The 13,189-nt window shown below is 67.8% G+C and carries 14 protein-coding genes; 1 reads left to right on the top strand and 13 read right to left on the bottom strand.

Annotation, left to right across the window (positions count from 1 at the left end; translation table 11 throughout):
- Window positions 1-127: 127 nt before the first annotated feature.
- The 12 genes from trbJ to ACFQ00_RS15165 all read right to left on the bottom strand — a co-directional run bounded on the left by trbJ (window position 128) and on the right by ACFQ00_RS15165 (window position 11,772).
- Window positions 128-868 carry a P-type conjugative transfer protein TrbJ gene (trbJ, locus tag ACFQ00_RS15110; RefSeq protein ID WP_381492539.1) on the bottom strand — a complete coding sequence of 247 codons (741 nt, stop codon included), beginning with the start codon at window positions 866-868 and terminating at the stop codon, window positions 128-130.
- 3 nt (window positions 869-871) lie between these two features.
- On the bottom strand, window positions 872-3,307 hold the full coding sequence (gene trbE, locus ACFQ00_RS15115) for a conjugal transfer protein TrbE (protein ID WP_381492541.1): 2,436 nt from the start codon (window positions 3,305-3,307) through the stop codon (window positions 872-874).
- On the bottom strand, window positions 3,301-3,573 hold the full coding sequence (locus ACFQ00_RS15120) for a VirB3 family type IV secretion system protein (protein ID WP_381492543.1): 273 nt from the start codon (window positions 3,571-3,573) through the stop codon (window positions 3,301-3,303). The genes trbE and ACFQ00_RS15120 overlap by 7 nt, the downstream gene beginning before the upstream one ends.
- Complete coding sequence (locus ACFQ00_RS15125) at window positions 3,570-3,893, bottom strand: TrbC/VirB2 family protein (protein WP_381492546.1); 324 nt, start codon at window positions 3,891-3,893, stop codon at window positions 3,570-3,572. Before ACFQ00_RS15125 ends, ACFQ00_RS15120 begins: the two co-directional genes overlap by 4 nt.
- A complete protein-coding gene (gene trbB, locus ACFQ00_RS15130; RefSeq protein ID WP_381492549.1) occupies window positions 3,890-4,879 on the bottom strand; it encodes a P-type conjugative transfer ATPase TrbB in 990 nt (329 codons plus the stop codon). Before trbB ends, ACFQ00_RS15125 begins: the two co-directional genes overlap by 4 nt.
- Window positions 4,876-5,274 carry a CopG family transcriptional regulator gene (locus ACFQ00_RS15135; protein ID WP_374597860.1) on the bottom strand — a complete coding sequence of 133 codons (399 nt, stop codon included), beginning with the start codon at window positions 5,272-5,274 and terminating at the stop codon, window positions 4,876-4,878. The genes trbB and ACFQ00_RS15135 overlap by 4 nt, the downstream gene beginning before the upstream one ends.
- Window positions 5,271-7,277, bottom strand: coding sequence for an IncP-type conjugal transfer protein TraG (gene traG, locus ACFQ00_RS15140; RefSeq protein WP_381492552.1), 2,007 nt, complete (start codon window positions 7,275-7,277; stop codon window positions 5,271-5,273). The genes ACFQ00_RS15135 and traG overlap by 4 nt, the downstream gene beginning before the upstream one ends.
- 347 nt (window positions 7,278-7,624) lie before the next feature.
- Entirely contained in the window at window positions 7,625-9,574 is a 1,950-nt protein-coding gene (gene rlxS, locus ACFQ00_RS15145) for a relaxase/mobilization nuclease RlxS (protein WP_381492554.1), read from the bottom strand.
- Between the two features lie 231 nt (window positions 9,575-9,805).
- Window positions 9,806-10,168, bottom strand: coding sequence for a hypothetical protein (locus tag ACFQ00_RS15150; RefSeq protein WP_381492780.1), 363 nt, complete (start codon window positions 10,166-10,168; stop codon window positions 9,806-9,808).
- Between the two features lie 208 nt (window positions 10,169-10,376).
- Complete coding sequence (locus tag ACFQ00_RS15155) at window positions 10,377-10,976, bottom strand: lytic transglycosylase domain-containing protein (RefSeq protein WP_381492559.1); 600 nt, start codon at window positions 10,974-10,976, stop codon at window positions 10,377-10,379.
- On the bottom strand, window positions 10,964-11,548 hold the full coding sequence (locus ACFQ00_RS15160; protein WP_381492561.1) for a S26 family signal peptidase: 585 nt from the start codon (window positions 11,546-11,548) through the stop codon (window positions 10,964-10,966). The genes ACFQ00_RS15155 and ACFQ00_RS15160 overlap by 13 nt, the downstream gene beginning before the upstream one ends.
- Entirely contained in the window at window positions 11,545-11,772 is a 228-nt protein-coding gene (locus ACFQ00_RS15165; protein WP_381492564.1) for a helix-turn-helix domain-containing protein, read from the bottom strand. The genes ACFQ00_RS15160 and ACFQ00_RS15165 overlap by 4 nt, the downstream gene beginning before the upstream one ends.
- Before the next feature lie 177 nt (window positions 11,773-11,949).
- Between ACFQ00_RS15165 and ACFQ00_RS15170 the strand changes: the two genes are divergently transcribed.
- A complete protein-coding gene (locus ACFQ00_RS15170; RefSeq protein WP_381492566.1) occupies window positions 11,950-12,162 on the top strand; it encodes a DUF5818 domain-containing protein in 213 nt (70 codons plus the stop codon).
- A 9-nt stretch (window positions 12,163-12,171) separates the two neighbouring features.
- Here ACFQ00_RS15170 and ACFQ00_RS15175 read toward each other — a convergent pair whose 3' ends face one another.
- A complete protein-coding gene (locus ACFQ00_RS15175) occupies window positions 12,172-13,095 on the bottom strand; it encodes a HEPN domain-containing protein (protein ID WP_381492569.1) in 924 nt (307 codons plus the stop codon).
- Between the last annotated feature and the right edge of the window lie 94 nt (window positions 13,096-13,189).

Here is a 13,189-nt window from a genome sequence, read left to right on the forward strand (position 1 = left end):
CTCTGGCAGAGCCTGGCGATTTGCCGCGGCGCTTCCCGCGCGATGCTGGAGAACGGGAAGCGCCGCAGCGGGGCAGACGTCGGGCCGTTGGGGGGTGGACCCTGCTGCCTGCCCAAGCGAAAATCTTTCAGCGCGGCGTGTAGGCCTTGCCGTCGCCGAGGAAGCGCTGCGTCGCAGCGCGAGCTTCGGCTGCGGCCTGATCGTCGCGTGCGCGTTCGAGCGAGTCGCTTCGGTACTGCGCGGCGGTCATCTGCTGCATCTGCAATGCCTGCTTCGCGGCGAGGATCAGCAGCTGGTTGGTTGCCTGCGCGGCCTGAAGGCTGCCTTCGGCCGCGTCGCTGCGCGCGGCGATCTCGCCGAGCGTGCGGGCATCCTCGCGGACCGATGCGACAATCTCGGCCTGAAGCCGGACCGTGTCGCGGAATGCCTCGCGGCTTGCCGTCATGCGGGCTTCGGCGCGGCGCAGGCGATCGCCGATGCCGCCGTCGGGCAGATCCTCGGGAAACAGCGTCCGCATGGCGGCCTCGGCCTCTTCGATGCGGTAGCTGATCGCGCGTGCTTCGGACATCAGGCGGTCGATCGCGTCGAGGCGCGATTTGAGTGCAGCGAGTTCGGGAAAGTCGAACGACGAAAGATTGCGGGCGAGGCCGACGAGCATCTTCGCCTCGTTCTGCAGCGACTGGATCTGGTTGTTCACCTGCTGCAGCGTGCGCGCCGCGATCAGCAGGTTCTGCGCGTAGTTGGTGCTGTCGAACACGGGGATGGCCATCGCCGGTTTCGAAAACAGCATGAACGCGGGCGGAAGCGTGACGGCGCTCATCCCGATCGCGAATGCCAGCAGATGATGCCGGGTTTTGAGGATGGGCATGGCTTACTCCTTCATGGGTTTCGGAAAATCGGCGGCAAGTTCGGCGGCCCAGGCGAGGCCGCAGGACGCGAGGAAGCGGGCAGCGAAATCCGCGGTTCCGCCCTCCGCGAGCAGCGCATCGATCTTCGCCTGCGTTCTCGCGCCTGAAGCGCCGCAGAGCACGATGGCGATAGGCCCGAGGCCCAACTCGAACAGGCGGTTGCCGCGCGCGGACTGGAGGTAATAGTGCCGCTTGGGCACGGCCTGCGCGATGAGGTCGATCTGGCGTGCATTGAGCCCGAGCCGGGCATAGGCCTCGCGGGATTGCGGTTCGGCGGCGCGATCGTTCGGCAGAAAGATGCGCTGCGGGCAGCTTTCGAGCACGGCGGGGGCGACCGGGCTTGCGATGATGTCGGCGAGGCTTTGCGTTGCGAAGACGACCGCGACATTACGCTTGCGCAGCACCTTCAGCCATTCGCGGATGCGCTGGCTGAACAGCGGATGGTCGAGGAAGAGCCAGGCCTCATCGAGGACGAGGAGGGTGGGCCTGCCGTCGAAGCGGCTTTCGAGACGGTGGAAGAGATAGGTGAGAACGGCGCCGGCGGCGCCCGGCTCGCGCATCAGGGCTTCGGTCTCGAAGCCGTGTACGTCGGCGATCTCGAACGTGTCGGTGTCGGCATCGAGCAGGCTGCCCCACGCGCCGGCGAGCGTGTACGGGGTCAGCGCCGTGCGGAGCGCTGGAACGGCAAGCAGCAGGGCAAGCCCTGACAGGGTGCGTTGCTGCACGGGCGCCGAGGCGAGGCTGCCGAGCGCCGACCATACGGCATCCTTGACCTCGGGGGTCAGCGCGAGGTTCTCCTGGAGAAGCAGGGCGTGAATCCAGTCGGCGGCCCAGCTTCGTTCGTCGGGCCTGTCGACATGCCGAAGCGGCTGAAGTGACGGCGGGTCGGTGCCGTCGCTCGCGAGGCCAAGGGCATGATGGCTGCCGCCGCAGGCCAGAACGGCGGCGCGCGCGGACAGGCCCTTGTCGAACATGAACGCCTGGGCACCCGGATAGCGGCGGAACTGCAGCGCCATCAGGGCGAGCAGCACGGACTTTCCGGCGCCGGTCGGGCCCACCACGATCATGTGGCCGACGTCGCCGACATGGTTCGAAAGCCGGAAGGGGGTCGTGCCTTCCGTTCGCGCGATAAGAAGCGGCGGACCGTCGAGATGCGCATTGCGTTCCGGGCCCGCCCATGCGGCGGATAGCGGCATCAGGTGCGCGAGGTTGAGGGTGTGGACGAGCGGCTGGCGGACGTTCGCGTAGACATGGCCGGGCAGGGTTCCGAGCCACGCCTCGACGGCATTGACCGTCTCGCGGACGACGGTGAAGCCGAGATCGTGAAAGGTGCGTTCGGCGCGGCGCAGCCGCTCGGCGGCGATCGCGGCATCGGGCGCGAGAATCGCGAACGTCGTGGTGAAATAGCCGAAGCCTGCGTGGTTGCCGCCCGCGACCTGCAGGGCGGCATCGACCTCGTCCGCCTTGTTGCCGGCATCGCTGTCGAGGAGCTGCGCGGGCGTGCTGTAGAGCACCTCGCGAAGCAGCGCCGTGAGCGACTTGCGCTTGTTGAACCATTGCCGCCTGAGGCGCGTTAGCATCTTCACGGCATCGACGGTGTCGAGCGGAATGAACCGCGTCGACCACCGGTAGGGAAAGTCGAGCGTGTTCAGCGCGTCGAGAATCGCGGGGTGGCTCACGTTGGGAAAGCCGGTCACGGTGAGCAGGCGGAGAGCGCTGCTGCCGAGCCTTGGCTCAAGGCCGCCAAGGAGCGGCGTGTCACAGAGCAGCGCATCGAGGTACATCGGCGTGTCGGGGACGGCGACGCCGTGGTGACGCTCCGAGACCGTACCGTGAAGATAGGTCAGCGTTTCGGCCGCGCCGAGCGGCCTTGCCATCGGCATGAACGCGGCGAGGAGATCGGACGCGCGATCGGTTGCAGTGACGAAGGATGCGAGCGCCGTGCGCCAGTCGCGCGCGGACTGCGGGTCAGGCCGGCTGAGGAGCCGGCGTCCTGCGCCGTCGGCAGCGTCCGCGGGGGGCATCCAGCAGAATGTCAGAAAATATCGGCTTTCGAACTGGGCATCTTCGGCGAGGAAACTTGCGCGCCGCTCCGCGTCGACGAGCCACGAGGCCGCGTCCGGAAAGCGGCTCTCGGGATAGGTTTGCACGGTCCGGCGCTGCGCTTCGATGAACAGGGCCCAGCCGCTCCCGAACCGCCGGAGGACATTGTTGACGCGCGCGCAGGCGCTGACGAGTTCGGCTTCGGTCGAGGACTCGAGGTCCGGTCCGCGAAACGCGATCGTGCGCTGGAAGCTGCCGTCCTTGTTCAGCACCGCGCCGTCGCCGACGAGGGCTGCCCAGGGGAGGTGGTCGGCAAGTCGGTCGGCAGTGCGGCGGTATTCGCGGAGGTTCAGCATGAAAGCCATGCCTTCTGACGGAGGTGGCGGAGCAGGATCGGCGCGAAATCGGGATCGCGACGCGCGGCGATGCAGAGCAGGCTGTGAGCGGTCGCCCAGAGACCCAGGCCCGCGATCCATTGCTGGAGGCCGAGCCCGACGGCGGCGGCAAGCGTGCCGCTGACGATGGCGAGACCGCGCGGCGCGCCGGCGAGGAGCAGGGGCTGGGAAAGCGCGCCGTGGAGCGGCACCTCGAACCCCTCGATATGTCGGCCGGCGGCGATCACGGGATGAGCGCTCCGCCGCCGAAGCTGAAGAAGGAGAGGAAGAACGACGAGGCCGCGAATGCGATCGACAGGCCGAAGACGATCTGGATGAGGCGCCGGAAGCCGCCGCCGGTATCGCCGAACGCGAGCGTGAGGCCAGTGGCGATGATGATGATCACCGCGACGATCTTGGCGACGGGCCCCTGGATCGATTCGAGCACCTGCTCGAGAGGTTCCTCCCAAGGCATGCCCGAGCCTGCGGCATGCGCGGCGGTAGAAACGAGCATGGCGCCGAGGCTCGCGGCCGCGCCGTGCAGGGTGGGTATCAGGGTCGGCTTCATTTGAGGTCTCCGTTGCAAGGGGGTGAGAGCAGTTCTTCGAGTGCATAGTCGCCGCTTGCCGTGAGGCCCTGGACGCGCGCGAGCGAGGTGAGGCGGCGCGCAGGGCCGCGGCCGCTGACAAATGCGATGATGTCGACGGCATCCGCGATCAGCCTGCGGGGCACCGCGGCGATGCATTCCTGGACGAGCTGCTCGAGCCGGTAGAGCGCGGCGCGGCTGCCGTTCGCGTGGACGGTGGCAAGCCCGCCCGGGTGGCCGGTGTTCCACGCCTTGAGGAGATCGAGCGCTTCGCCCCCGCGGACTTCGCCGACGATGATCCGGTCGGGACGAAGCCGTAATGCCGAGCGCACGAGATCGGCCATGCTGACGGCACCGGTCCGGGTGCGGAGCGCCACCGTATCGCGCACGGGCGACTGGAGCTCGCGCGTGTCTTCGATGAGAATGACACGTTCGTGGCTCGCCGCCATTTCGGCAAGCAGCGCGTTGGCGAGCGTGGTCTTGCCCGAGCCGGTGCCGCCGGCGATCAGGATGTTGCGGCGTTCGACGACGGCGAGGCTGAGGAGGCGCGCGGCGTCCGGCGTCATGATGCCGGCCTCGGCGTAGTCTGTGAGCTTCAGGTCCCGCACGGCGGGAACCCGGATCGCGAAGCAGGGCGCGGTTGCGACAGGGGGAAGCACAGCTTCGAAGCGTTCGCCCGCGCGCCCGTCCGCATGGACCGGCAGATCGGCGGAGAGGATGGGATGGTGCGGCGATGCTTCAACGTCGAGGTGTGCCGCGACGAGCCGGATGATGCGTTCGGCCTGGACCGCATCGATGCGGTGGCTTGTCTCGCGAAGCGGTTCGCCGGAGCGTTCGATGCGCAGCACGCCGTCGGGATTGAGGAGGATGTCGGTGACTGCGGGATCGGCCAGAGCCGCCTCGATCTCCGGACCGAAGGCGGCCGCGAGCATGGCGCGGCGCCGCGCAGCGATGCGATCGTCGATCATCGGGCGGTGTCTCCGCTGCTGAAGGTGCGCTGACCGCTTGCGACGGCCCTTGCGACGCGAACGACGAAGCTTTCGAAGCGGGCGCGGGCGTCCGCACGGCCCGCATCGTCGTCGGCCGAGAGCGGCAGATGGACGGCGAGTTCGTAGCGGACGAGAAGCGCGAGGGTTTCCATGAGAATCTGGAGATCGCGTTCGATGCGCCCCAAGGCGAGGCTCATCCGGTCGAGCCGGGGACCGTAGCGGTCCTCGAAGGCGAGACGGCTCCGGCGGTCCAGCCAGTCGCCGAGCGCGGCGGCGAGGATTCCCGATTTGGTGGCGCCGGGCTGGCCTGCGAGTTGCTCGAAGCGGGTGCTGAGCGCTGCGTCGAGGAACAGCTGGTAGCGGACCTTGCTCATCGGGGGAGCTCCAGCTGCAGCTGCGCCGGGCGGCGGGATGCGGCGAACGTTATCCGGGCCGGTCCTGTCTGGGTCAGCGCCCTGGGGTCCTGTGCGAGATCGTCGTCATCCGGTCCGAGGTTGAGCGTGTCCGTGCGGTCCTGCGCGGGTGAGCGCCGCGGTGCCTCGTCTCCCGGCGTCCGGTCGAGATCGCGGTCGCCGGAGGATGCTTGCGGTGAGGACGCAGGGGCCGTGACCTCGACGGGGCTGCAGGCCGCGTTCGCCCAGACATTGTTGCGCGCCGGCGGAAGGTCCTGAAAGCGTGTTTCGTCGAGCTCCGGGGGCGGGAGCAGGCGGGCCTTGAGCGCGGGATCCTCGTAGTAGCGCAGTTTCTGCGCACGGATCGGCGGCGCGCCGGCGACGAGGATCAGTGCGTCGTCTGCAGGCATCTGCATGACCTCGCCCGGGGTCATCAGGGGCCGCGCGGTCTCCTGCCGGCTGACCATGACGTGGGCGAGCCAGGGCGCGAGCCGGTGGCCGGCGTAGTTGCGCATCGCGCGCTGTTCGGTTGCGGTCCCGAGCGCGTCCGAGATCCGCCGCGCCGTACGTTCGTCGTTCGCTGCGAAGGCGATGCGGAGGTGGCAATTGTCGAGAATGGAATTGTGCTCGCCGTAGGCCTTCTCGATCTGGTTGAGGCTCTGCGCGATGAGGTACGCACGCACGCCGTAGCCCGCGAGAAATGCGAGACTGGTTTCGAAGAAGTCGAGCCGACCGAGCGCCGGGAACTCGTCGAGCATCAGGAGCAGCGCGTGGCGCGCGCCGGTCTCTTCGCCGGGGAGCGTTTCGGTGAGGCGCCGCGCGATCTGGTTGAGGACGAGGCGGATGAGCGGCCGGGTGCGGCTGATGTCGGACGGCGGTACGACAAGGTAGAGTGAGACCGGATGGCGGCCCTGGGTGAGGTCGGCGATGCGCCAGTCGCAGGCCGAGGTCACGGCGGCGACGGTCGGATCGCGGTAGAGGCTGAGCAGGCTGATCGCGGTTGAGAGAACGCCCGACCGCTCGTTCTCGGATTTGTTGAGGAGTTCGCGCGCGGCCGAGGCGACGACGGGGTGTACCTGCGGCTTGTCCCGCGTGCCGAGATGGTTGGCGCTCATCATGACCGCGAGCGTTTCGGCGAACGTCCGCGCGGGATCGGAGAGGATCGTGGCGACGCGTGCCAGCGTCTTTTCCTCTTCCGCGTAGAGGACGTGGAGGATGGCGCCGACGAGCAGCGCATAGGCGGTGTTTTCCCAGTGATTGCGCCGCTCGGCTGTACCTTCGGGATCGACGAGAATGTCCGCGATGTTCTGGGTGTCGCGGACCTCGTTCTGGCCGCGGCGGATTTCAAGGAGCGGATTGTAGCGCGCCGAGCGAAGATCGGTGGGGTTGAACAGGATGCTGTGCGAGAAGCGGGACCGCCAGCTTGCGGTCAGCAGCCAGTTCTCACCCTTGATGTCGTGGACGATCGTCGAGCCGGTCCACGAGAGCAGCGTGGGGATGACGAGGCCGACGCCCTTGCCGGAACGGGTCGGCGCGAAGGCGAGCACATGTTCGGGCCCGTCATGCCGCAGGTGGCGGCGGCCGAGCCGACCGAGAAAGACGCCGCGCCCTGCTAGCAGACCGCACGCGGCGATCTGCCGGCGTGATGCCCAGCGTGCCGAGCCGTAGGTCGTGACGTGGCGCTTGTGCCGTGCGCGCCGCAGCGAGCCTACGACGGCGGCAAAGAGACCGGCGAGGCTTCCGCTCGTGGCGATCAGCCCCGCCGTATCGAACACGGCCGGGGCATAGGCTTCGTAGCGGTACCACCAGAGGAAGAGCGACCACGGCGCGTAGAGGGGAACGCCCGACACCGTTGTGAAAGGTGCGCCGAGCGCAGACTGGTGGCCGAGCGCCGCTGCGGTCCACTGCGTGGCGCAGCAGAGGCCGACTACCATGATGGCAAGGACAAGAACGACCTGTCCGACAAGGAGCCGCGACGGAGACATGGATTCCCTCGTTCGGGCAGCGGAGCCGTTCCGCTGCGTCAGGGACTATCATTCGCGGATTTCAGCGGTCTCGCGCAGAGCCTGTCCGGTGACGCAGGCTACCTTTCCGGTGCATTTCGGACCGCGAGGTTGGCGAGCGTTAAAGGTATCGCGCAAGACCTACACGGCTCAGGGGTGCAGCGTGCCAAACCGGACATTTGTCCGGGTGTCGGCTATGTGGAAAGGCGCGTAACGCGTTGAGAATCCGGGAAGTGCGTGATTTATGAAACGGACTTCAAAGCGGACATCGACCGTGCCAGGTCGCGGTCAAGCTGCCGACACGATGTCGCCATCGTGCAGCGCACAGCTTACCGTTCCAGTCCCCGTGCCCGTCCGCGCCGCCAACTGAACCCGTCGTCGCGGACGATGCCGCCGATCTCCTTGCCGATCTGATGCTCGAGCGATCGTTTCCAAGGAACGAGCGAGAATTCGCGCTCGGTTTCGATGAGCGCGAAGCGGCCGCTCATGAGGTCGATGGGTCCCGTCAGCCGGCCATCGACGGCCTTGCCGACGGGTGCCCCGACGAAACTCTTGTCCAGCGCCTCGGCGAGTTCGCCGCCGGCGCGTTCAACCTCGCGGCGCTGAAGACGGGCGAGCGCGCTCACGCGCAGGCGCACACGGTCGCCCTCGGCGTCGGCGAGCTGCTGGTCGATCAGCCACTGGCCGCGCACACGCAACGCGGCCAACACGTCATGTCCGAATCCGGTGTCACGGATGGGCGGGCGCGGACCCTCGGCAAGTGTGTGGTCAAGCCAGGTTGAGGCCTCCGCCCAGGGCAACCGCTCAAGCGGAACATTGGACAGCACCTCGATCGTGACCGGCCGATCGCGTGCTGTGTGTGCGGCGTGTTCGATCGTCCGCTTTTCGAAATCTGCGGGGATCGTCCAGTTTCCGTCGGCATGGCGTTCGGGGCCGACGCCGGCACGGCGCAGCGCTTCGAGGCGCCGGATATGGGCGGCAATGTAAGCCGGATCGGCGGACGGATCGTGGAGAATATGCAGGGCTTCGGAATAGCGGCCCTGATTGGCGGCGGCGATCATCGTGATGGTTCGGTCAGCGGGTCTGGCCTGCGGCACGGTCCGTGCGACACGGACGATGGCCTCATCGGGCAGGGGTTCGGTTTCGCTGCCGCGGCCGATCTCGATGTAGTGGACGCGTCCGTCGATGCTGTCGACGATCAGGTAGTGCCGGTCACGAAGCTCGTCCGCGAGGCCGCGTGCGAGCAGTCGCCCCTCGACTGGAACCGAGGGACCGTGTACGCGGTCGGCGATGACGGGATCGGGTTCGCGCCCCTCGAGCCGGAGGCGCGTCATCTCGCGCTGGAGGGTGCGGATGATATCGCCGCGTTCGCCCATCTGGCGCAGCGTTGGTTCCAGCGCGGCGCTCAGCTGCCAGATACCGCCGCCGCGGTCGTTTGCGAGATCGAGGTGCGAGAGATGCTTCAAACGCCCTGCGATCAGCGATTGGCGGAACGGATTGCTGTCAGCCGCGACAAGACGGCGGCCCTCGTCCATGCGGCGGATGAGATCGCGGTCGATCGCGGTGAACCGGTCCTGCCCGATATCGCGGCGCAAACGCTGCTCGATCTCGATGGCGGTGCGGGGGCCGAGGTCGAGCGTGAGCAGTTCGGCGGCGCGGGCGCGAAAGCCGTGTGCGACATAATCCCGGGCGATGACGAGGTTCTCGCCGCGATCGTCGACGCCGCGAAGCAGGAGATGCGTGTGCGGCTGGCCGGTGTTGAAATGGTCGACCGCGACCCAGTCGAGCCGGGTGCCGAGATCCGTCTCAACCTGCGTCATCAGGCGGCGGATGAAAGGCTTGAGGTCGGGCATGAGGTCGCCGTCCTCGGGCGAGACGATGATGCGGAACTGGTGGCGGTCGCCTGCGCAGCGCTCGACGAACGCGCGTCCGTCGACGATCTCCTCGCGCGCCGAATAGAGCGTGCCGGGGAGGCCTTCACGGGTGACGCCGTCGCGCTGGATGTAGCGGAGGTGGGCGTGCGCCGCGGCGAGGGTGCGGGACGCAAGCCGGACGAGATGCGTCTTGACGATGACGCGCCGCATGGCTGCGCGTGTGCCGAGCAGCCGGCCGATGCCGGCGCCGCGGCCGATGCGGCTGCCATCGAAGCGGCGATTGCGTGCGCCGGATTTGAGCCCGTGCAGTTTCGCGGCGGCGAGGACCTTGCGCGCATAGGGTCGCGGGCGCCGGCCGCGATTGCCGATGCGCCCCGGCCGCGGTTCGAAAGGGTCATCGGTCACGCGTGCGTTCCCGCGAGGATCCAGCGAAAAAGCAGCAGGAGACGGTGGGCTCGTGCCCCGGCACCGCAGTCTCGCGTGAAATCGACGTGCAGGCGCGGGTCCAGAGGATCCCGCGAGACTCCGCCTTTCTCTTGCTTTCCTCTTCCCCCGCCCTCCTTTCCCTCTTCCGGCATGAAAAGGGCCGGGACACGATGCCGATCCGGCACCGCGCCCCGGCTGAGATAAAAGACGTCAGTGCGCTTCGTTGAACGCGCGCCGGGCTTCGCTGAAGTCGCTGAAGCGTCGCCGTCCGATGAGGCCGTCGGGATGGCCTTCGCCATCGACGATGACGATCGCGACGAACCAGTCGCTTGCCAGTTTTCCGATGATTGCGAGCCGGTCGAGATCGGCCTTCGGGTCGCCGTCGAGGCTCTCGTAGCGGCCGATCCAGCGTTCGGCGAGGCGCGCCTCCCAGAGCACATCAGCCTCTTCGGCCTCGAGGAAGCGGGCGGCAAGGACTGTTGCCGCAGCGGTTCCGACGGTACCGGCAAGGCCGCGAACGAGCGTTGAGACGATACGGTCGTGATGCTCCGGAACGTACGAACGGGTGGGCATGAGGATCTCCTTCGTGCTGCGTTTCCGGGATCGGAAACGTGGCCCCCGGGGATGCCTGGCGGCGCGGCTGTCAGGGCCGCGGCGCCCGGCGCCGCGCCGCGCAGCGGACGCGGGAGGAGCCGATTTGCGCAGCAAATCGGAGGGCACCCGCGGGCCTTGAGAGGCGTGCCGCCAGGCGTCATGCTGGGCCGGTGCCTTCGAACACCGCTCATCTTGGTGCGAGCGGCGGACTGCGCCGGACGGCAAACAGCGCGTTCGCAGGTAAAGCGTCTGGAGGTAAAAACGCCGTCCTTCGCACGATGAACAGCGTCTCCGGCGGAGGCGGGGGCAACCCCTCGGACGTGGTAAGACCGCGCGTCACGGCAGCGGTGTAGGCGATGGTTTCCGGGGGGAGGGGGCGCCCGGCGAGATGATCGGCGTAGCGTGCGGGGCCGGCGTGATAGGCCGCGAACAGCGCGGGAAAGCCGAAGCGATCGTACATGATGCGGAGGTAGGCCGCGCCGCCGAGGATGTTGGCGCGCGGGTCGTCGGGATCGTTTCCGAGACCGTGCCGCGCGGTCATGTCGGCCCATGTGCCGGGCATCAGCTGCATGAGCCCGATGGCGCCGGCGGGCGAACGGATCGGCAGACCGCCGCGCGTCGCATGGCCGCCGCTTTCGGCGCGCATGACGCGGGCGATCCAGTCGGCGGGGATACCGGAACGGAGCGCGGCTTCGTCGATGAAGGGCTGCCAGCGGCGGATGGGATCGGCGTGAGCGGGCGCGGCAAGCACGACCGCGAGGGCGAAAGCGGCTCTCAGCGGTGCCATATCAGCCGCGCGCGGCCGAGTACGTCGGCGGCCTCCGTCACCCCGAAATAGCGCCCGTCGAACGAGGCGGGATTGCCTTCCATGAGCAGGAAGACCTGCCCGTCGCGAAGGTGAACGCAGTCCTCCCATGCGGGCAGCCGGCAGCCGAGGCTGTCGGCATCGCGGCGCAGCGCGCGCGCCTGGCCGTTGACGGTGACGACAGCGCCGAACGCACAGACGCTGTCGCCGGACAGTGCGGCGATGCGTTTGATGAGCGGGACGCGCGCGGGGAGATAGCGGCGCTCGGCGGCGAGTGCGCGCCACCGCAGAGGCAAGCGCGCGGCGACCATGTCACCGCGCTGCAGCCGCGCGGACGGATCGAGCAGATAGAGGCCGCGCGGGGCGCTTGCCGAGATGTTCCAGACGAGGCTCGGTGTGGGCCCGGCGCCGAGAAACAGGCAGGCGAGTGCGCCGGCAAGCCCGATCAGGACGCGTTCCCGCGCGCGCCGGAGCCGGGATTGGCGCGTACGGGCGAGCGTCTCGCCCCAGGCGCGCAAGGGTGCAGCGGCGCTGCTCGAATGGTGCCGGGTCATGACCGGGAACCTTTGCCGGAGCCTTCCGACCAGGCGTCGAGGTCGTCGATATGATACTGGATGAAGCGACTGTGGTGCCGGAAGGTCGGCCCGGTTCCTTCTTTCCGCAGCTGCTTCAGAAGCCGGCTCGAGATGCGCAGATAGGCGGCAGCCTGGTCGGTATTGAGGAAGGGGGAGCCACGCCGCGCGTGCGCGGCGCGCGCGATATCGTCGTCGGTGGTCATGTGCGGTTTTCCTAGCGGTGGCAGCATCGAAGCCGCGTCTGGCAGCACCGACCATGCAGCGGCCGGCACCAGGCCGGGAGGCTCGAAAACGCGTGCGCGCGAAATCGAGCCACCTGCGGCGCGCGATGCGAATTTTCATTGCGGAAAGGGGAGGGGCGACCTTACATCCGCATCGTCATGAGCATTGGAACACGGATCGATGAGGCGGGCACGCTGCTCGCCGAGGGAGAGGACGTGCTGCTACGCCGCGATGCCGGCGGGCGCTACCGTCTGGACCTCAGGCGGGTATCCGCGCCGCCGCACGGCGCGCGCGTGCGGGTGACGGGCGTGCTGGTGGAGGCCGATCTGGTGGATGTCGACGCGGTCACCGCCGAACGCAGCGCCGCCTGAACGAAAACCTTAGATTTTCGCCGCCACTTCGAGCTCTGCGATGCGCTCGCTGCACACGGCATGGACGACGCGGCCGAGCTCCTCGACCTGGGCGCCGAGCCACTCCAGCTCTTCGGCAGAAATACGGTAGTGCTTCGAGTAGCGGGCCTTCACATAGGCCTCCTTGAGCTTCTCGAAGAGCGCGCGTTCCTTCTTCGTATCACGTGGCCACACATTGAAAAGGCGCCGGTCCAGGCGCTCGGCCTGCGTGCGCAGGAAGCCCAGATTGTGGACGTGGGGCGTATAGAAGGTGCAGACGAGAAGGACGCAATGATAGAGCCGTTCGGTGGCTTGGTGCAGGTCGAACGCGGCGTCCTTGGCGTAGCCTTTTCCGATATGAAATTTGGCGCCTTCGTAGCGCTTTTGCGCTGAAGGAAACCACTCCTCGAAGTACTCCCTGGCCATGGCGAGCGCCTGTTCGGGCGTCTTGGGCTTCGGCGTGTGAAACGGCGTGTCATCGCTCTGGTAGAGCGCAATGCCGTCCTTCGCGACGTCCATGAAGAAGTAGCGGCCGTGGGCGAGGCCGTCATTCACCTCCTGCAGCGTGTGCACGATGAAGTTGACCGGGGTCTTCAGGGTCTTGGTGATGCCGTACTCGCGCATCAGCTGGTCCTCGGCCTTCTCCCAGTACGGGATACGGTCGGTGAGGCGCTTGTCATTGACGACGACGAGCAGGTCGAAGTCGGACTTGTAGCCCTTGGCGGTGTGCGGCTCGTCGACCCAGCCGCCGCGCGCGTAGCTGCCGTAGAGCACGATCTTGAGGATGCGGCCCTTCTTCTTCCATGCCTGCGTTGCAAGCGCGGTGGCTTCCTCGAACCCTGCGAACAGCACCTCAAGGACGCGCTCAAGCTCGCGCTGCTTGGCTGGCGGCAGATGATCGAGGTCGGTGCGCATGGCCTATCCTAGCAGTCAGGGCGTGCAAATCCACAGCGATATCAGCGCGCTGCAAGGCGGAAAACCGGCTCCCGCAGGGATGCGGGAGCCGGGT

The organism is Sphingosinicella xenopeptidilytica, from assembly GCF_042676985.1.
Taxonomy (GTDB): domain Bacteria; phylum Pseudomonadota; class Alphaproteobacteria; order Sphingomonadales; family Sphingomonadaceae; genus Sphingosinicella; species Sphingosinicella xenopeptidilytica.

Coding starts and splice junctions, on each gene's coding strand:
- ACFQ00_RS15170 (WP_381492566.1), top strand. CDS start 11,950: ATGAGCATTGGAACACGGATCGATGAGGCGGGCACGCTGCTCGCCGAG.
- traG (WP_381492552.1), bottom strand. CDS start 7,277: ATGTCTCCGTCGCGGCTCCTTGTCGGACAGGTCGTTCTTGTCCTTGCC.
- ACFQ00_RS15155 (WP_381492559.1), bottom strand. CDS start 10,976: ATGGCACCGCTGAGAGCCGCTTTCGCCCTCGCGGTCGTGCTTGCCGCG.
- trbB (WP_381492549.1), bottom strand. CDS start 4,879: ATGATCGACGATCGCATCGCTGCGCGGCGCCGCGCCATGCTCGCGGCC.
- ACFQ00_RS15125 (WP_381492546.1), bottom strand. CDS start 3,893: ATGAAGCCGACCCTGATACCCACCCTGCACGGCGCGGCCGCGAGCCTC.
- ACFQ00_RS15165 (WP_381492564.1), bottom strand. CDS start 11,772: ATGACCACCGACGACGATATCGCGCGCGCCGCGCACGCGCGGCGTGGC.
- ACFQ00_RS15160 (WP_381492561.1), bottom strand. CDS start 11,548: ATGACCCGGCACCATTCGAGCAGCGCCGCTGCACCCTTGCGCGCCTGG.
- ACFQ00_RS15150 (WP_381492780.1), bottom strand. CDS start 10,168: ATGCCCACCCGTTCGTACGTTCCGGAGCATCACGACCGTATCGTCTCA.
- trbE (WP_381492541.1), bottom strand. CDS start 3,307: ATGCTGAACCTCCGCGAATACCGCCGCACTGCCGACCGACTTGCCGAC.
- ACFQ00_RS15175 (WP_381492569.1), bottom strand. CDS start 13,095: ATGCGCACCGACCTCGATCATCTGCCGCCAGCCAAGCAGCGCGAGCTT.
- ACFQ00_RS15135 (WP_374597860.1), bottom strand. CDS start 5,274: ATGAGCAAGGTCCGCTACCAGCTGTTCCTCGACGCAGCGCTCAGCACC.
- trbJ (WP_381492539.1), bottom strand. CDS start 868: ATGCCCATCCTCAAAACCCGGCATCATCTGCTGGCATTCGCGATCGGG.